At 34.4% G+C, this 17955-nt stretch carries 16 protein-coding genes and 1 riboswitch; of the genes, 9 read left to right on the forward strand and 7 right to left on the reverse strand.

From position 1 onward, the window contains the following. The 4 genes from EB239_RS06690 to EB239_RS06705 all read left to right on the forward strand — a co-directional run bounded on the left by EB239_RS06690 (window position 1) and on the right by EB239_RS06705 (window position 5426). Window positions 1-858: a carbohydrate ABC transporter permease gene (locus EB239_RS06690; RefSeq protein ID WP_003870321.1), complete on the forward strand. Its 858-nt coding sequence runs from the start codon at window positions 1-3 to the stop codon at window positions 856-858. Next, the gene (locus EB239_RS06695) at window positions 858-1688 is read left to right on the forward strand and encodes a carbohydrate ABC transporter permease (RefSeq protein ID WP_003870320.1); all 831 of its coding nucleotides are present in this window, start codon (window positions 858-860) and stop codon (window positions 1686-1688) included. Before EB239_RS06690 ends, EB239_RS06695 begins: the two co-directional genes overlap by 1 nt. 72 nt (window positions 1689-1760) lie before the next feature. Next, window positions 1761-3005 (forward strand): sugar ABC transporter substrate-binding protein, encoded by a 1245-nt coding sequence (locus tag EB239_RS06700; RefSeq protein ID WP_003870319.1) that lies wholly within the window; start codon window positions 1761-1763, stop codon window positions 3003-3005. Between the two features lie 78 nt (window positions 3006-3083). Next, window positions 3084-5426 carry a glycoside hydrolase family 65 protein gene (locus EB239_RS06705; RefSeq protein WP_003870318.1) on the forward strand — a complete coding sequence of 781 codons (2343 nt, stop codon included), beginning with the start codon at window positions 3084-3086 and terminating at the stop codon, window positions 5424-5426. A 39-nt stretch (window positions 5427-5465) separates the two neighbouring features. On the opposite strand, the gene EB239_RS06710 is transcribed toward EB239_RS06705, so the two are convergent. After that, window positions 5466-7196, reverse strand: a complete 1731-nt coding sequence (locus EB239_RS06710; RefSeq protein WP_003870317.1) for a S8 family serine peptidase — start codon at window positions 7194-7196, stop codon at window positions 5466-5468. Between the two features lie 356 nt (window positions 7197-7552). Next, window positions 7553-7640, forward strand: a riboswitch (cyclic di-GMP riboswitch). Window positions 7641-7699: 59 nt separating this feature from the next. Here EB239_RS06710 and EB239_RS06715 point away from each other — a divergent pair. From EB239_RS06715 to EB239_RS06735, 5 genes are all read left to right on the forward strand, one after another. Further along, window positions 7700-8992 (forward strand): sigma 54-interacting transcriptional regulator, encoded by a 1293-nt coding sequence (locus EB239_RS06715; RefSeq protein ID WP_003870316.1) that lies wholly within the window; start codon window positions 7700-7702, stop codon window positions 8990-8992. Window positions 8993-9160: 168 nt separating this feature from the next. Further along, entirely contained in the window at window positions 9161-9769 is a 609-nt protein-coding gene (locus tag EB239_RS06720) for a cell wall hydrolase (RefSeq protein ID WP_003870315.1), read from the forward strand. A 96-nt stretch (window positions 9770-9865) separates the two neighbouring features. Further along, the gene (locus tag EB239_RS06725; RefSeq protein ID WP_003870314.1) at window positions 9866-10408 is read left to right on the forward strand and encodes a Mur ligase family protein; all 543 of its coding nucleotides are present in this window, start codon (window positions 9866-9868) and stop codon (window positions 10406-10408) included. Between the two features lie 112 nt (window positions 10409-10520). Further along, window positions 10521-11168, forward strand: a complete 648-nt coding sequence (locus EB239_RS06730) for a single-stranded DNA-binding protein (RefSeq protein ID WP_003870313.1) — start codon at window positions 10521-10523, stop codon at window positions 11166-11168. Between the two features lie 36 nt (window positions 11169-11204). Next, on the forward strand, window positions 11205-11732 hold the full coding sequence (locus EB239_RS06735; RefSeq protein ID WP_003870312.1) for a cob(I)yrinic acid a,c-diamide adenosyltransferase: 528 nt from the start codon (window positions 11205-11207) through the stop codon (window positions 11730-11732). A gap of 27 nt (window positions 11733-11759) precedes the next feature. Here EB239_RS06735 and dapD read toward each other — a convergent pair whose 3' ends face one another. The 6 genes from dapD to EB239_RS06765 form a co-directional block, all read right to left on the reverse strand. After that, window positions 11760-12485, reverse strand: a complete 726-nt coding sequence (gene dapD / locus EB239_RS06740) for a 2,3,4,5-tetrahydropyridine-2,6-dicarboxylate N-acetyltransferase (RefSeq protein ID WP_003870311.1) — start codon at window positions 12483-12485, stop codon at window positions 11760-11762. Next, window positions 12482-13237 carry a 4-hydroxy-tetrahydrodipicolinate reductase gene (gene dapB, locus EB239_RS06745; protein WP_003870310.1) on the reverse strand — a complete coding sequence of 252 codons (756 nt, stop codon included), beginning with the start codon at window positions 13235-13237 and terminating at the stop codon, window positions 12482-12484. The genes dapD and dapB overlap by 4 nt, the downstream gene beginning before the upstream one ends. Further along, window positions 13237-14130 (reverse strand): 4-hydroxy-tetrahydrodipicolinate synthase, encoded by an 894-nt coding sequence (dapA, locus tag EB239_RS06750; RefSeq protein WP_003870309.1) that lies wholly within the window; start codon window positions 14128-14130, stop codon window positions 13237-13239. The genes dapB and dapA overlap by 1 nt, the downstream gene beginning before the upstream one ends. Before the next feature lie 13 nt (window positions 14131-14143). Further along, entirely contained in the window at window positions 14144-15133 is a 990-nt protein-coding gene (locus EB239_RS06755; protein ID WP_003870308.1) for an aspartate-semialdehyde dehydrogenase, read from the reverse strand. A 158-nt stretch (window positions 15134-15291) separates the two neighbouring features. Further along, a complete protein-coding gene (locus EB239_RS06760) occupies window positions 15292-16101 on the reverse strand; it encodes a hypothetical protein (protein ID WP_003870307.1) in 810 nt (269 codons plus the stop codon). A gap of 48 nt (window positions 16102-16149) precedes the next feature. Further along, on the reverse strand, window positions 16150-17952 hold the full coding sequence (locus tag EB239_RS06765) for an ABC transporter ATP-binding protein (protein WP_003870306.1): 1803 nt from the start codon (window positions 17950-17952) through the stop codon (window positions 16150-16152). Between the last annotated feature and the right edge of the window lie 3 nt (window positions 17953-17955).

The following is a 17955-nucleotide window of genomic DNA, read 5'->3' on the forward strand; positions in this document are numbered from 1 at the left end:
ATGGCTTATGTAAACTTCGTAAAGAAATACAAACTTGAAATTGCCATGGTTTTACCATTACTATTATATATTTTGGGTTTTACTGTATACCCTATTATTCAAACTATTACTTTAAGTTTTCAAGACCAGTATACTAAAGCATTCACATTGGCAAATTATAAAGAGATTATAGGAAAAACAGAATTTAAAAATGCTTTTTTCAATACCATAGCTCTTACATTTATAAGCCTCACTTTGGAAATGACTGCAGGCCTCGTCATTGCGCTTATTTTAAAAAGGAATTTTAGAGGAAAAGGGCTTTTGAGGTCTTTGATGTTGGTTCCTATGGGAGTTCCTACACTTGTATCAGGTGTCGCTATGACATATATTTTCGGATTAAATGGTTATTTTAATGAACTTTTGGAAAAATTACACTTAATTAAGCTTCCTGTAGATTGGGCGAGCGGTGGTTTTAAGACATTGCTTATGGTTTCTGTAGCTGATATGTGGAAAGTTACCCCACTGGTCATACTATTGCTTTTGGCTGGTCTTGAAAGTATACCAGATGAAGTTTATGAAGCTTCCAATATTGACGGGGCAACTGCGTGGCAAACTTTTAAATATGTGACATTGCCACTTTTAAAGCCCTCTATAACGATGGCCTTGATATTAAGAGCGATAGATGCTTTTAGAATATTTGAACTTGTACTTGTTCTTGCAGGCCGTGCTACTCCTGTTATTTCTACTTTTGCGTATGATGAGTATAATAATTATGCAAATGCTTATACATCTGCGGCAGCATCTACAATATTGCTCCTAATAATAGCAGTATTTATAGTGAGCTACTTAAAAATAGCTGGTACTAAGGAGGAACAATGATGAGAAAAATAGATATTAGTGAAAAGATTTCAAATACAGCGTATATTCCAATAGCTATAATAGCGGCAATATTGATGATTATACCAGTATATATACTTTTTATAACTTCTTTTGCAGTGCCAAGTGATATATTAAAGCCTCATCCAGACTTTTTCATCACTCGCTTTACTTTGGACCATTGGAAAGACGTATTTCTTTCAGGAAATATATGGCCTCCTTTTAAGAAAAGTTTTGTAGTGGCAACAATGACTACTATCATCGCAATTATAATAGCTGCTCCAGCGGCTTATGTTATAGCGAGGATGCCATCGAAAATAAAATACGCAGTAGTATTATCACTGTTTTTTACAAGAATGTTTCCTGATGTAGGTATTGCTCTTCCGATAGCAGTTGAGTTTATAAAATTAAATTTAATGGACACTTATTTAGGATTAGTTATGGCACACCTTATTGTAAATTTACCTTTTGCAGCATGGATATTGGTTGGAACTTTTGAGACAATACCAAAGGACTTAGAAGAAGCTGCATTGGTTGATGGAACAAGTAAATTGACGGCATTGATGAGGATTATAATGCCAATTGCACTTCCTGGTATAGCTGTTACTGCTATATTTGTGTGGCTGAATTCCTGGAATGAATTTACTTATGCTCTTTACTTGACTATTTCAGACAGGACTTTGCCTCTTCAAACTTACTATTATGTTCAAAGAGGAGGAATTTTTGATTCTGCCACATATGCGGCAATACTCACAATCCCTGTAATGCTTGTGACATTCTTCTTACAAAAGTACATGAAGAGTGGTTATCTTGCAGGGGCTGTTAAAGGTTAGCATATACGTATCCGAATTTTTCGGATACTGTATATATAAAAAAATTAAATTTTAAGGAGGTTTTCTGAAGTTATGAGGAAGTTTTATGCTAAGGTAATAGCAGTATTAGTGATTCTCTCCCTTTTGGGTACCCTTATCGCAGGATGCGGGAGTAAAAATGTGTCAGATGCTAGGAAAAAAGTCTTGAAAGTTTCAATGGGACTTGGAGAAGCAGAATGGAAAGTGATGAAGGAAGATATTTTCCCACCATTTGAGCAAAAGTATGGTGTAAAAATTGAGCCTCTTCAAATTGAAGCAGGAGACCTTATTAAAAAGTTAGATGCTATGCACAAAGCAAATGCGATGGATATAGATATTATAACTCAAGATAACATGCAACTTGCTCCGCTTGTGGCAAAAGGGCTTGTGGAAGATTTGTCTCAGTATAGAGACATGATACCAAAGGAAGTAATACCAAGTCTTGTGCCAGTAGGAGAGTTTGATGGAAAGTTGTACTTTATGCCGTATAGACCAAATGTAGAAATAGCTTTCTACAACGAAGATAAATTCAACGAATACGGTTTAAAACTTCCTACAAATTGGGATGAGCTTTTGCAGGTTGCAAAGACTTTTAAAGAAAAAGAGGGCATAGGCAGAGTTATAATTAAAGAAAATTTGGGGCCTGACAGCACAGTTCAAATGTTTGACCTTATAAGGTCTGCTGGTGGTGACCCAACAGTATTGAATGATGAAGGTTCAATAAAAGCATTTACACTCTTGAAAGAATTACAGCCATACCTCTCTCCTGACTCAAAGAAAGCTGACTGGAATACACCTGTAGAATATCTCGCAAAAGATAGTGTATATTTGGTTGAAAATTGGCCTTACACTGCAAACGTTCTTGTAGAGCAGTATGGCAAAAAGAACATTTTGGCATATCACGGTTGGGCAGGTCCGGTTAAAGAGTCCCACGTTTTAGGAGGAGAAGTTATAGGAATACCAACTGGTGCACCTAATAAAGAGATGGCTATAAAGTTTATGGAATACCTTATGAGCAAAGAAGTTCAAGAGAAGCTTGTCACTAAATTAGGATGGCCATCAATGAGAAGCGATGCTTATGGTAAGGTTGCAGATTGGCAGAAACCATATTTTGAAGCTATAAATGAGGCATTAAAACATGCAGAACCAAGGCCAAACCTTGTATACTGGGCTGATGTGGACAAAGCTATAAATGGAGCATTGAGAGAAATAATATTTGAAGGCAAAGATATCAAGACAACTCTTGATAAATATCACAACATGATAGAAGAAGCTAAGAAAGCTGCAGAAAGCAAGTAAATGTTTTAAATTGTTTTTAGTCGGAAACGACTTTGTTTCCGACTAAAATTTTGAATAAAGTAAGAGTGGAGGATGGATATGGCCAACAAAACGAAGAAACCAATTTACCCTTTTGAAGATTGGGTTATAAGAGAGACGCAGTTTAGTATAGACACTAACTACAGAAATGAAACTATTTTTGCTTTAGCAAATGGATATATTGGAATGAGAGGAACTTTTGAAGAAGGATATTCAGGGCCTAAAAATACCTCTTTTAATGGGACGTATATCAATGGATTTTATGAAATACACGATATAGTTTACCCTGAAGGGGGATATGGTTTTGCAAAAATAGGGCAGACGATGTTAAATGTGGCTGATAGTAAAATAATAAAATTATATGTAGATGGGGAAAAGTTTGATTTGTTACAAGGGAAAATCCTCTTTTATGAGAGAGTACTTGACATGAAGAAAGGTTTTGTAGAAAGAAAAGTAAAATGGGAATCTCCTACAGGAAAAATTTTAGAGGTAAAAATAAAGAGAATTGTATCATTAAATAGACAACATTTAGCGGCGATTTCTTTTACTGTGGAACCTGTAAATTTTACCGGAAAAATTAGATTTGTTTCCGCTATTGACGGAAATGTTTCAAATATAAATGATAGTGAAGATGTAAGAGTAGGGTCAAATTTAAAAGGAAAGGTTTTAAAGACTATAGATAAAAGTGTAGAGGGTTTAAAAGGGTGGATTGTTCAAAAGACGCAAAAGAGTAATTTCTCCTATGTTTGCGCGATAGACAATGTATTAGTGGGAGATAGTAAATATGAAGTCTCAAATAGTTTAGAAGAAGATGGAGTAAAAGTAATTGTAGATCTAGAGGCTGAAAAAGGCACCTCATACACATTGAATAAATTTATTTCCTATTACACTTCAAAGGATTTTGATGAAAATAAATTAGTTGTTCTTGCTTTAGAAGAAATAGAAAAAGCCAAAAATGACGGCTTTGAAACGATAGAAAAAGAGCAGGAAGAATTTTTGAATTCTTTTTGGAAAGATGCTGATGTAATCATAGAAGGAGATAAAGCTCTGCAGCAAGGCATACGCTTTAATGAATTTCATCTACTTCAATCTGTCGGAAGAGATGGAAAGACAAATATTGCAGCAAAAGGGCTGACTGGAGAAGGTTATGAAGGCCATTATTTTTGGGATTCTGATATCTATATAATGCCTTTCTTTCTTTATACAAAGCCTGAAATTGCAAAAGCTTTGGTAATGTACAGGTATAATCTTTTGGATGCAGCAAGATCCAGGGCAAAGGAATTAGGTCACAAAGGAGCTTTGTATCCTTGGAGAACGATAGATGGTCCTGAATGTTCTGCTTACTTTCCAGCTGGCACGGCACAGTATCACATAAATGCTGATATAGTTTATGCTTTGAAAAGATATGTAGAAGCGACGAATGACGTGGATTTTCTTTATGACTATGGCTGTGAAATAGTGTTTGAGACAGCAAGGTTTTGGGAAGATTTAGGGGCGTATATTCCTCTTAAAGACAATAAATTTTGCATAAACTGTGTAACTGGTCCAGATGAGTACACTGCATTGGTTGATAATAACGCCTATACTAATTACATGGCAAAGATGAATTTGGAATACGCTTATGATATTTCAAATAAAATGAAAAAAGAAGTGCCTGAGAAATACCAAAAAATTGCTTCTAAGTTAAATCTAAAAGATCAAGAAATTAATGCGTGGAAAAAAGCTGCTGACAATATGTACCTTCCTTATTCAAAAGAACTTGATATTATACCACAGGATGACAGCTTTTTGTATAAAGAAAGGATAACAGGGGATGAAATACCACAAGATCAATTTCCACTTTTGTTGCACTGGCATTACCTAAATATTTATAGATATCAAATATGTAAACAGCCTGATGTGTTGCTTTTGATGTTTTTACAGAGAGAAAAATTTACTAAAGATGAACTTAAAAAGAATTACGATTATTATGAACCTATTACCACTCACGACTCCTCCTTGTCGCCAGCTATATTTAGCATACTAGCCAATGAAATAGGATATACTGACAAAGCTTATAAATACTTTATGATGACTGCAAGAATGGATTTGGACGACTACAATGACAATGCTAAGGACGGAATTCATGCTGCTTCTATGGCGGGAACATGGAGCGCAGTTGTGAATGGTTTTGGTGGAATGAGGGTTTATACAAATGAACTGCATTTTGAGCCGAGATTGCCAAAAGAATGGAATTTGCTCTCTTTTAATGTGAGATACAAAGGTAGAAAAATAAATGTCAAATTAACCAAAGAAAGTGTTGTGTTTGCACTATTAGAAGGAGAGCCTATAGAAATCTACTGCTTTGACGAAAAAATTTTACTTGAAAAAGGAGAAAATAAAGTAGAAAGTCGCAAAAATTAAAGAAGTATGGAGCCAATCGGCACCATACTTCTTTAATTTTTATATATCGTTATTTGAAAGGGTGAGTGAACCGCCGCCCGTACTTAAATCAAAGTAATAATTTCCACTGCCTCTATATGAATATACTTTGATATAATAGGTTCCCGTTTGTGTTGGAATATATGTTATTGTTTCCTGCCTTTGTGTTCCAGTTGAACTTTTAACAAGAGTACCGGTGGGGTCATAGAGGTATATATCGAAATCAGGGTTATAGTTTGCCCAATCAGGTATTATGAAAGTTATTGCAATAGGATATGATGTGTCTGTCACGTTAAATGTCCAAATGTCACTGTAACGAGACCCAGGGAGTGAATCTTTAGCATAATAATGGTTTGGCACAGATATATTAGTTCCTGTGAAATTTCCAGCTGTTTTAATTGCTTCATATGCATCCAATCTTCCTACACCATAGTCAATGTTTTTGCTTGGAGGACCCCAACTTTTTGCAGTAGTCATTATTATATTTTTTACATCAAGTGGTGCAAGGCTTATATTTGCATTGAGCATAAGGGCTACTGTACCTGCTACAAAAGGTGTTGCCATGCTTGTGCCACTGTATGTCACATAACCATTTATAGAGTTTGCTTTTGCGGCAGTTATATTGTATCCGGGTGCTGCAATGTCAGGTTTTATCCTTCCGTCAGCTGTGGGACCACGGCTGGAGAAGCTTGCAAGGTTGAATCCAAGTTCTCCTACATCCGCCATTGCTGCAACGGTTATGGCTTTTTCTGCTGCACCAGGTGATCCTATGGTGTACCTTGCAGGGCCTGAATTTCCAGCTGCAACTACTACTACAATTCCGCTATCTACGGCGCTGTTTACTGCTAATGAGGTAGAGTCAGTTCCATCAGAACTTGTAGAAGTGCCGAGGCTTAAATTTATAACTTTGATTCCGTATACATCTTTGTTTTGAACAGCCCAATCAATTCCTGCCGTTACAGTGCTCATACTTCCGCTTCCATTTGAATCGAGTACTTTTATTCCTACCAAAGCTGCACCAGGAGCAACACCTGTATAAAGGTTGTTCCCTGTCCCAGTGCCTGCCGCAATGCTTGCTACATGAGTTCCATGTCCATTATCATCGTAAGGGGTAGTTTTACCGTTTACAAAATCTTGCCATCCTATTATTTTGCCACCAGCAAGGTCAACATGGGATCCATCAATACCTGTATCAATAACTGCTATTACTATATCATTCTTGGAGTAAGAGGAAGGATTACCATCTTTGTCTCCAGTTACGCCAAAGTCACTTCTCGCTTTTGTAACGCCAAACCATTTTGTTGCAGTGTCTAATGTCGCATATACAGGCTCGTCATACTCAATTTGCTTTACTATATCTAATTTTGACAAAGCGTTTATTTGTCCTTTAGTTAAAGTAGCAGCAACTCCTGGAATAATTTTGTATTTATGCTTTATATTAAACTTTCCAATGGATTTAGAAATATTTAATAGTTCGTTATCATCTATGTTTTTGTTGAAGGTTATTATGACAGGGAATTCCGCACTGTCAGGCTTATCAGTAAGCTTTGCTTCCAAGTTATCAAAGATTTTGTTTTTGTTAGAATCTTGCATCAAAACTTTTTGAATTTGAGGCGAGTAATTTTTTGTTGGAGAGTCGCCAGATAAGTTTGTTAAGTTGGGCTGAGCTTGGACTAATACTCCACTTAGCGACATTAAAGCTACAATTAACACAAAAGCCAGTAAAGCTTTTAATGTTTGTCGGTTCTTCATTTTTTCTTACCTCCTTAAAAATTTAATATTTTTTAAAATTTAAGTCAGCCCTTCTAGTCGCTAAGTGAAACTGTTTCTTTCTTCTATTCATCATCTCCTTTCTGTAAGATTTATTTTCTATAATAAAACTCAAGCAATTTTTATGCCAATTTACTGTATATAGACAAAATTAATAAAAGTTTTTAATGTGTATAATTTTTTATACACATTTTTGATACACAAAAGAATGCATAAAACACATACATTTAGAAATTAGTATAAATTTAACGAATTATGTAGAAAAAATCTTTTTTAAAAATAGAAGGAAAATTCATATTTATGTCGAAATAGTAATATAGGAAAATTAGATAAATTTTTGTTGAAAAAGGCAAACTCGTCGAAAGGCGGGGACGCAAAGCTACGGGTCTAATGCAACAGTTTTGCTATGATAGCCGGGCTACCAACATTTATATATAACCTCCTGCCTTTTGGTAGGAGGTTTATTAATTAAGGTGGTGTTTTATATGACTAATAAGGAAAAAATTTATAATATTATTGTAGAAAAAAGTAAAGAATTTGATATTCAAAATTTTTTGATAAGTAGAAAAGGTGGAATCACTACAGAAGAAGTAGCACAATTGCTAAAAATGGCTCGACCAAATGTGTCTTTTATTTTAAATCATCTTGTAAGAGAAGGGAAAATAGTTAAAATTATTTCAAAACCTGTGTATTATATTGAAAAAAATAGATTAGCTTATTTTTTAGGGAATAAGGTTAAGGAAGAAATGCTTCTAAAAGACTTAATTGATTTTTTAAACTTAAGGAAAGAAAAAGAATGTGCTTTTGAAAATATAATAGGACATGATGGCAGCCTCAAAGGACAAATAGAACAGGCCAAAGCAGCTGTATTATATCCTCCTTATGGGCTCCACACTCTTATCATAGGACCGCCTGGCTCTGGTAAATCTTTTTTCGCAGAGATGATGTACAAATTCAGTCTTCAAAATGGTAGGGTAGGACCTCTTGAAGTATTAAACTGTGCGGATTACTATAACAATCCTCAACTTCTTATGTCTCATTTGTTTGGACATGTTAAAGGAGCCTATACTGGAGCTGATGTAGATAAGATAGGTTTAGTCGAAAAAGCTGATAAAGGGATATTATTCCTTGACGAGGTTCACAGATTACCTCCAGAAGGCCAAGAAATGTTATTTTATCTTATTGACAAAGGAGTATATCGGAGATTAGGAGATACTGTTGAAAGAACGGCTAACTTAATGATTATAGCAGCTACTACAGAAAAACCTGATTCTTTTCTTTTAAAAACTTTTATGAGACGAATACCAGTTATCATCCAACTGCCATCTTTTGAGGGAAGGCCTCTAAACGAGAAAATTGAGATAATTGTTTACCTTTTTAAAGAAGAAGCCAAACGGCTAAACTTAAATATTATTGTACATCCAGAGTTAATTTCTTTACTTTTGTCTTTGCAGTATGAGGGAAATATTGGAGAATTAAAATCTATCATTCAATTGCTTTGTTCTAAAGCTTTTTTAATGAATTACGAAACGAAGAGAAATTTTTTAAAAATTGATCTTACTCTGTTGCCCTCCGTTTATTTTAATGTAGGGAAAAGTAAAACGATAAATTTTGATAAATTTTTAATCATTTCCTCTGAAATTGAAAGGGAAATAGACAAATATGATTTTTATGAGTTTATTGCTATGAAGTATAATGAGTTAAAAGAAAAAGGAATAGTAGAAATATTTGAAATTATGTTGGGTGATAATTTTGGGAAAAATGGGAATCATCCATAGATTAGTATATCTAAGAATATACCACTATAATATATCATTCTGGAGATATTTTTAATTAACGGAGAATTATCGGGAAATACAAAGGATGACAATATTGATGCGAGAGTTTATAATTGTAATCGAATTAACTCCTGCTATTGCGCAACAATAGAAAGGAGGAAACTCATGATGAAGAATAAAATTTTGAAAATTGCTGTAGCATATTTAATGATATTTATAATGCTATTTGGAGGAATTACTTCGGCATACGCTTACGACAAAATCCACGTTGTTTCAAAAGGTGAATCATTGTATTTAATAGCGAAATGGTATGGTAGTGATGTAAATAACATAAAACAGGCAAATGGGAATTGGAGCGATTTGATATATCCTGGTGAAAAATTAGTGGTGCCAGTAGATGAAAATAGTGCTTATTACAATTATCTTGTTGACAGATATTTAATCGCAAAAATGATTTATGCTGAAGCTCGTGGAGAAAGCTTTGAGGGTCAGGTCGCTGTAGGTGCGGTGATTTTGAATAGAGTAAAAAGCGGTATTTTCCCAAATACTGTAGCAGGAGTTATATATCAGCCAGATGCTTTTGAGTCTGTAACGAATGGTGAATTTTTCAATCACGAACCTGACCTTACAGCTTTTAAAGCAGCAGATGCAGCTTTAGCCGGATGGGACCCAACAGGAGGAGCCCTATACTTCTTCAATCCAGCTACTTCAACTTCTTGGTGGATATGGACAAGGACAATTACAAATGTGATAGGACACCACTGGTTTGCAATATAGGAAGGCAGAAGCCTTCCTATATTGCATATATTTTACATTATAAAATTTTACTTTTGTAAAAGAATAAGAATAGCATTAAAAATAGGAGCTGATTATATGGTACATATATTTGTAGGAGGAAGTTCAGAAAAAAGTTCTATTATAAAATTTTTATCCTACTGTGTACATTCTAAAGAAATTGTGATAGAAGAGTTAAAGAATTATAAAGAGAGAGCAGATATTTTAATTATCTCTGATATTCTATGTGATGAGGATTTTCACAAGTTAAAAAATTATATTTATAATTTTCCGAGCGGTATTATAATAACAAATGCAGATGATGAGCTATCAAATAAACTCTTTGCACAGGGAATAAATTCTACCCTTATAACATGCGGTTTAAATCCAAAATCTTCCATTACTGCTTCTTCAATATCTTATGAAGATGAAGGTTATGAATTTAATTATTGCGTACAAAGGACTTTTTTTAATTTAAAGGGCAAATTGATAGAGCCAATGGAAATACCTGTTGAAATAAAAGTTCCTGGACAGTATAATATATATAACTCATTATTTGTAATAACTTTATTATTAATTTTAGGATATGAAATTAAAGATATACAAAATGTGGTTAAAACCTTTGAGAATAGTGGGCGGTGATAAATTTTTTGAAGATAATTTTAACGATTACTTTTGCCACCTGTCATAAATGCTTTCCAATTTTAATATATATTTTTAGAAGGACACATAAGGGGAAGGGGAGAGTGAACACATGGCAGGCAACTTTTTGGAGAACAACGTAGTTGTAGTTGTAGGAAAAATTTTTACTGATTTAGAGTACAGTCATGAACTATATGGCGAAGAATTTTTTAATTTTATTTTGGAAGTGCCAAGATTGAGTGAAACAAAGGATTATCTTCCGGTTACTATTTCTAACCGCCTGTTTGAAGGTATGAATTTACAGGTAGGCACAAGGGTAAAGATTGAAGGGCAATTGAGGTCTTATAATAGGAAATCTCCAGAAGAAGGGAAAAATAAATTAATTTTGACCATATTTGCCCGGGACATAATGACGATACCTGAGGAGGAAGTAGTAAAAAATCCAAATGAAATTTTTTTGGACGGCTTTATTTGTAAAAAACCTGTTTATAGAACTACTCCTTTTGGGAGAGAGATAACTGATTTATTAATTGCGGTAAATAGGCCTTATAACAAATCTGATTACATACCTGTCATAGCGTGGGGAAGAAATGCAAGGTTTTCTGAAAAGTTAGAAATAGGAGATCGTATACGTTTATGGGGAAGAGTACAGAGTAGGGAATACCAAAAAAAACTGGGCGATGAAGTGGTTACAAAGGTCGCTTATGAGGTTTCTATTACGAGAATGGAAGTGGTTGAAAAAGAATTACAAAAGAGTTAGAATGGAAATAACAGAGGACACAAGGGGGAATGAGTTTTGGAGAGAGGACTTATACAAGTTTATACTGGAGATGGCAAAGGAAAGACGACGGCTTCTATTGGACTTGGCATAAGAGCGGTGGGAAGAGGCTTTAAAGTTTATATGGTACAATTTCTGAAAGGCACGGATACAGGGGAGTTGCATACACTTAAGAATATTGAAAATTTCAAGGTTTTTAGGTTTCAATCAACAGAAAAGTTTTTTTGGAGTTTAAATGAAGAGGAAAAGAAGATTCTTGCTGAAGATATGAAGAAAGCCTATGAATTTGTTGTAGATGTCCTCCAAAACAAAAAGTGCGATATTTTAATTTTAGATGAGATAATGGCGGCAATACATAGTAAAATGTACACAGTGGAAGATGTGTTAAAGTTAATAGATATGAAACCGACGGAGATGGAATTGGTTTTGACAGGAAGGAGTGCTCCTCAGGAGATAATTGAAAAAGCGGATTTGGTTACAGAGATGAAAGCGATTAAACATCCTTTTGAAAAAGGAATACCAGCGAGATACGGAATAGAATATTAAAACACCCGACAAAATCGGGTGTTTTATTTAACCTCGCAAGTCTTCCATGAGTTTTGTTTTTTCACGGGTTTTGTCGTCTACTATTTTTACAATCTTTGCTGGAACTCCTGCAACTACTGTGTTAGGTGGTACATCTTCTGTCACAACTGATCCTGCTGCTACAACAGCTCCATGACCTACTCTTACTCCTTCTAATATAACTGCGTTTGCCCCGACAAGTACGTTATCTTCAAGCACAACTGGTACACTGCTGGGGGGTTCTAATACCCCGGCTATAACAGCTCCAGCTCCTACATGGACGTTTTTGCCTATAATTCCTCTGGCGCCTATTACTGCGTTCATATCTATCATAGAATTTTCACCAATTTCTGCACCTATGTTTATTACTGCCCCCATCATTATCACAGCGTTTTTGCCTATTTTTACTCGATCTCTAATTATTGCACCTGGTTCTATTCTCGCGTCAAGATGCTTAATATCCAGCAAAGGAATTGCAGAATTTCTGCGGTCGTACTCTAAGCGATAATGTTTTATTTTATCTTTATTTGCTTCAATCAATTTTTCAACGACATCTAGTTCTCCAAAGACGATTTTAAAGTTGTCACAGCCATATACTTCTAATTCTTCGGTTTCTTCAATTTCTATATTCCCTTGTATGTAAGCTCTAACAGGTGTGGTTTTTTTCGCTTCTTTGATATATTTTGCAATTTCATAAGGGTTTGTCAAGTTATCATTTGTGCTCAAAATTATCATCCTTTCTTCACAAGGTCTTCCATTGTATATAAGCCAGGTTTTTGATTTATTATGAATTTTGCAGCTTGTAGGGCACCATAACCAAAAATTTCACGGGATTGGGCAGAGTGACTTATGGTGATTACTTCATCGTGACCTGCAAAAATTACTTGATGTTCACCCACAATTGTGCCGCCCCTTACTGCGTGTATTCCTAACTCGTTTGGCTTTCTCTGTTCAGTTTTAGTATGGCGTCCATACACGTATTCCTTTTTGTCATTTAGCACTTGGTTTATGCTATCTGCAATCATTAACGCAGTGCCACTTGGAGCGTCTTTTTTCATATTGTGATGCTTTTCTATTATTTCTATGTCAAAATCCTGCTGTAAGATTTTTGCAGCTTCTTTTACAAGGTTTATAAGTATGTTTACTCCAAGGGACATATTGGCAGATTTAAAAATCGGTATTTCTTTTGATGCTTCTTCTATGACCTTTAATTCTTCTTCACTAAGTCCAGTCGTGGCAATGACTACAGGAAGCTTCTTTTGTAGAGCGGCTTTCACTAAATTAGGTACAGCTTCATGGTATGAAAAGTCAATTACTACATCTGCTTCTTCTTTTACATCTTTTAAATCGCTGTAAACAGGAAAGTCGAGAGGAGAAGTATTTTTATCTACTCCTGCTACGACTTTGAAATCAGGATTTTCTGCTGCCAATTTTGTTATTACTTTTCCCATTTTTCCATTGCAACCGTGAATTATGATTCTAATCATTAATTTGCCTCCTTCAGCAAACCGTATTTTGTAAGAACAGATTTCAGATATTCTAAGTTTTTATCGCTCATTTCAACAAGTGGGAGGCGCAAAGGTCCTACATTAAATCCCATTAAGTTCATAGCAGTTTTTACGGGTATAGGATTTGTTTCTATAAAAAGGGCTTTATTTAGAGGATTAAGTTCTAACTGCATGTCTCTTGCCCTTTCAATATCTCCATTTAAATAAGCGGTTGTCATTTCATGTATTTTTGCCGGGATTATATTTGCCGTGACGGATATTACGCCTAAGCCGCCTAAAGACATTATTGGTATTACTTGGTCGTCATTTCCTGAGTATATTTCAAAAGATTTACCCATAATGCGGGCAATTTCAGCTACCTGTACGATGTCACCACTGGCTTCTTTTACTCCAACTACGTTGTCTACATGTTTACTCAATTCAAGATAAGTTTCTGGCAGCATGTTGAGAGATGTCCTGCTGGGGACATTATAGATAATAATAGGTATGTCTACGTGTCTTGCTATTTCAGTAAAGTGAGCCACTAATCCCTTTTGTGTTGTTTTGTTGTAATAGGGTGTTATAACTAAAAGAGCATCAGCACCTGCAGATTGAGCATATTCACTCATTTCAACAGCATGGGCAGTGTTGTTAGAACCGGTTCCTGCAATTACTGGTATTCTTCCGGCGACTTTCTCTACTGTAAATTTAATTGCCGCTTGTTGCTCTTCTTGTGTCATTGTAGAGGCTTCACCAGTGGTACCACATATGATGATAGCATCAGTTCCTTCTTTGATATGCCATTCAATAAGCTCGCCAAGTTTTTCAAAATTTACGCCCTCTTCGTTAAATGGAGTAACAATAGCGACACCTGACCCTTTAAAAACAGGCATAATTATTCTCCTTTCACATATTTTTAATTAAAAGTTCTGCTATTTGAACGGCATTTGTTGCCGCTCCTTTTCTTATGTTGTCGGCTACAATCCACATGTTAAGACCGCTGTAAACTGTCTCATCTCTTCTTATTCTACCTACAAAAACTTCATCTTTTCCTGTAGCATAAGTTGCAAGAGGATAAATATTATTTTGAGGATCGTCTTGTACAACAACTCCCGGGGCATGTTTTAAGACTTCTATTAGTTCTTCCATTTCATAAGGCCTTGCAAATTCTACATTGACAGATTCGCTGTGAGAGTTTGCAACAGGTACTCTTACTGTGGTTGGAGATACCTTTATTGAACTATCTCCCATGATCTTCTTGGTTTCGTTTATCATCTTTAATTCTTCCTTTGTGTATCCGTTTGGTGCGAAAGAATCAATGTGAGGAATACAGTTGTTTGCAATAGGATGAGGGAATACTTGGCATGGTTCTCCTCTTAAACTTCTTTCAAGGTCATCTACACCTTTTTTACCTGCTCCAGACACTGCTTGATAGGTGGATACCACTATTCTTTTTATTTTATATTTGTCGTGAAGAGGCTTTAAAGGAACTACCATTTGAATGGTAGAGCAATTGGGATTTGCTATTATTCCTTTGTGCCATGAAATGTCTTGAGGATTTACTTCAGGGACAACCAAAGGTACATTTTCATCCATTCTCCAAGCGCTGGAATTGTCAATTACGACTACGCCATGAGAAGCAGCTATTGGAGCGAATTGTTTGCTTATAGTTGCACCAGCAGAAAAAAGAGCGATTTGAATGTCTCTTTTAAAACTTTCTTCAGTAAGTTCTTCTACAATGTATTCATTACCTCTAAATGTGATTTTTTGACCTGCAGATTTTGACGAAGCAAATAAATAAAGTTTGTCAACTGGGAAATTTCTATCTTCCATTACTTTAAGAAAAGTCCTACCTACCATTCCGGTAGCTCCTACAATTGCTACATTAACTCCCATTATTATCCTCCTCTAAAGTTCTAAAATTATGACAATATTTCAATTATACTGCATTAAAGCAGGTTTATTTAATTTAAAATATATCATTATTATTATATGAAGTCAATAAAATAAGGATTACAGATGAACAAAAAGCCTAAAAAGTAATTTTTTACTTTTTAGGCTTTTGCAGTTTTTTCAAGAGATTTTATATCTTGTAAAAGTACTTCTGCCTTTATTTTAGTTAAAACTTTATTTTGAGATTTTATTGCTTTTTGTAATTCAGTAATTCCTGCCTCAAATTTGTCAGCTGAATTTTTTGCTTCTTTAGGAAGTTTTGGCTTAAAAGTTTGCCACACAGAATTTATATCTATCAAATCTTTTGAAATTTCTTCCCACTTTTGCACTTCACTTTTAAAAGCGATATCTTGAGCGTAAAATTTTAATCGTTTTATGTCAGTAGTTGCCTCTGTTTGAAAAAGGTCTTCTAAATCAGGAATATATTTATACACATTATTTGCATATATCAAAACATCAATTTTTGATTTTTTATTTGCTATAATAGTAAGGTCATTTATAGCGGCACTCATACTATTTATTAGATTTAATTTTGCTCCTTCTTTAGTAACTAAAGGAGTTAATGAGTTCCAATCTGTATGAATATCTTTTATTGCTTTGTTAATTTCTTCCCAAGATTTATTTTCAGGAGTTTTCTTTGGTGATTTTTTATCCTCTTCCTTTTTATCTTTTTTTTCTTTATCACTTTGTTTTTCCTGATCACTTTGTGGTTTTTCCTTTATTTTCTGTGCTTCTTTTATTATTTTTTCTATATTTTTTTCTATTTTAGATAGTTCTTTTGGTACTTCTGTTTTTTGACTTGTTTGAGGCTTTTTTTGAGGTTTATTTTGTTGTTTATTTTTACAGCCTGATAAGTTGAATAAAAGTAAGAAAATAAAGATGGCACATACTATTTTAGAGTATTTTCTCATACTATCACCTCAAAAATAGTATGTCCATCATAAATCTTAGTATGCTACTTATGCTTCTTTTTCTATTAATTGGTCTTTGTACTGCAACATATATAAGTTATAATACAGACCTTTCTTTTGCAAAAGCTCGTTGTGAGTACCCATTTCTCTTATGCGTCCCTTGTGAAGTACAATTATTTTATCTGCATGCTGTATTGTAGATAGTCTATGGGCTATTACAAGGGTAGTACGGCCTTTTGTTAGTTTTTTTAATGCATCTTGTATAAGCCTTTCTGTTTCTGTATCAATATTCGCTGTTGCTTCATCTAATACTAATATTTTTGGATTAAAAGCTAAAGCTCTTGCAAAGGCTAAAAGCTGTCTCTGACCGGCTGACAAAGTGGAGCCTCTTTCGGTTACTTTTGACTCATAGCCTTCTGGAAGTTTTTTTATAAAGTGATGAGCATTTACATATTTTGCTACCATGTAAATATCGTTGTCTGTTATGTTTTTGTTGTTTAGTCTTATGTTTGATTTAATATCTCCCGTAAAAAGAAAGACATCTTGTAATACAACACCTATATGTTTTCTTAAATCTTGTTGCCTTACTTTTCTTATGTCAATTCCGTCAATTAAAATTTCTCCTTTTTGTATGTCATAAAATCGACTTAAAAGGCTTATTATAGAGCTTTTTCCTGCACCAGTTGCCCCTACAAAAGCTACTGTCTCGCCAGGATTGACCACAAAACTTACATCTTTTAATACCCACTCTTTTCCGTTGTAAGAAAACCAAACATTTTTAAATTCTATTTTTCCTTGGATGTCTTCCAAAGGAATAGGTTTTTCAGGGTCCTTTATTTGTTCTTTTGTATCTAAAAGTATAAAAATTCTTTCTGCTGAAGCCATTGCCGATTGAAGTATGTCATATTTTTCTGATATATCAAAAATTGGCTGAAACAGTTGTTGCAGATAATTTACAAAAGCGTAAAGTACGCCAAATTCAATTTTGTGAGATATTATGTCTTTCCCACCATACCAGATTAAAAGAGCCAAAGTTAAAGAATATATTACATCCATAGAAGGACGGAATATTGCAAAAATTGTAAGCTGCCTCATGTTAGCGTCATAATAATCTTTATTTATTTTTTCAAATTCTTTGCTTTTTTTATGCTCTGTTACAAAAAGTTGTACAATTTTCATCCCACTTATATGTTCTGAAAGAAAAGCATTTATTCTGGCAAGGCGAACTCTTACAAGTCTATAGGCTTGTGAAGCTAATTTTCTGTATATGTACATTCCTCCAATAATTAACGGAGTAGTAGAGAGGCTGATTAATGCAAGTTTTACATTATAACTTACCATGGCAATGATTATTCCTAATATTATAAAGATGTCATTAAAAAGGTTTGCTATAACACTTGTGTACAATTCATTTAAAGTGTCAGTGTCGTTTGTAACACGGGTCACCAACCTTCCTACAGGGTTTTTATCAAAAAATGATAATGATAAACTCTGTAGATGTTCAAATATCTGTTGCCTTAAGTTAAAAATTATTTTTTGACCTGTGTATTGAATCAAATAAATCTGTCCATAATTTATGATAAAGGCTACAGTTATGATTATTAAATACAAAATCCCTATATGTGTAACGCCATTTATTGCTTCTACTTTAGGAATGTTAGGATTATTTATATAGTTATCAATAGCTTTTTGGACGAGGTATGGTCGTAAAAGGTTTGATGCTGTTACTAAAAGTATACCTACAGCTGCTATAAAAATGTACAACCAGTAAGGCTTAGCGTATGTCAAAAGCCTTTTCATTATTTTAATGTCAAAAGGTTTGGTCATTACTTCTTCTTGTTGGTATTCCATTTT

This window comes from Thermoanaerobacter ethanolicus JW 200 (assembly GCF_003722315.1).
In the GTDB taxonomy this organism is placed as follows: Bacteria; Bacillota; Thermoanaerobacteria; order Thermoanaerobacterales; family Thermoanaerobacteraceae; genus Thermoanaerobacter; species Thermoanaerobacter ethanolicus.

What these genes read in the sequence shown, in the direction of transcription:
- EB239_RS06690 (WP_003870321.1), top strand. Translation starts at nt 1, where the DNA reads ATGGCTTATGTAAACTTCGTAAAGAAATACAAACTTGAAATTGCCATG.
- EB239_RS06695 (WP_003870320.1), top strand. Translation starts at nt 858, where the DNA reads ATGAGAAAAATAGATATTAGTGAAAAGATTTCAAATACAGCGTATATT.
- EB239_RS06700 (WP_003870319.1), top strand. Translation starts at nt 1,761, where the DNA reads ATGAGGAAGTTTTATGCTAAGGTAATAGCAGTATTAGTGATTCTCTCC.
- EB239_RS06705 (WP_003870318.1), top strand. Translation starts at nt 3,084, where the DNA reads ATGGCCAACAAAACGAAGAAACCAATTTACCCTTTTGAAGATTGGGTT.
- EB239_RS06710 (WP_003870317.1), bottom strand. Translation starts at nt 7,196, where the DNA reads ATGAAGAACCGACAAACATTAAAAGCTTTACTGGCTTTTGTGTTAATT.
- EB239_RS06715 (WP_003870316.1), top strand. Translation starts at nt 7,700, where the DNA reads ATGACTAATAAGGAAAAAATTTATAATATTATTGTAGAAAAAAGTAAA.
- EB239_RS06720 (WP_003870315.1), top strand. Translation starts at nt 9,161, where the DNA reads ATGAAGAATAAAATTTTGAAAATTGCTGTAGCATATTTAATGATATTT.
- EB239_RS06725 (WP_003870314.1), top strand. Translation starts at nt 9,866, where the DNA reads ATGGTACATATATTTGTAGGAGGAAGTTCAGAAAAAAGTTCTATTATA.
- EB239_RS06730 (WP_003870313.1), top strand. Translation starts at nt 10,521, where the DNA reads ATGGCAGGCAACTTTTTGGAGAACAACGTAGTTGTAGTTGTAGGAAAA.
- dapD (WP_003870311.1), bottom strand. Translation starts at nt 12,485, where the DNA reads ATGATAATTTTGAGCACAAATGATAACTTGACAAACCCTTATGAAATT.
- dapB (WP_003870310.1), bottom strand. Translation starts at nt 13,237, where the DNA reads ATGATTAGAATCATAATTCACGGTTGCAATGGAAAAATGGGAAAAGTA.
- dapA (WP_003870309.1), bottom strand. Translation starts at nt 14,130, where the DNA reads ATGCCTGTTTTTAAAGGGTCAGGTGTCGCTATTGTTACTCCATTTAAC.
- EB239_RS06755 (WP_003870308.1), bottom strand. Translation starts at nt 15,133, where the DNA reads ATGGGAGTTAATGTAGCAATTGTAGGAGCTACCGGAATGGTAGGTAGG.
- EB239_RS06760 (WP_003870307.1), bottom strand. Translation starts at nt 16,101, where the DNA reads ATGAGAAAATACTCTAAAATAGTATGTGCCATCTTTATTTTCTTACTT.
- EB239_RS06765 (WP_003870306.1), bottom strand. Translation starts at nt 17,952, where the DNA reads ATGGAATACCAACAAGAAGAAGTAATGACCAAACCTTTTGACATTAAA.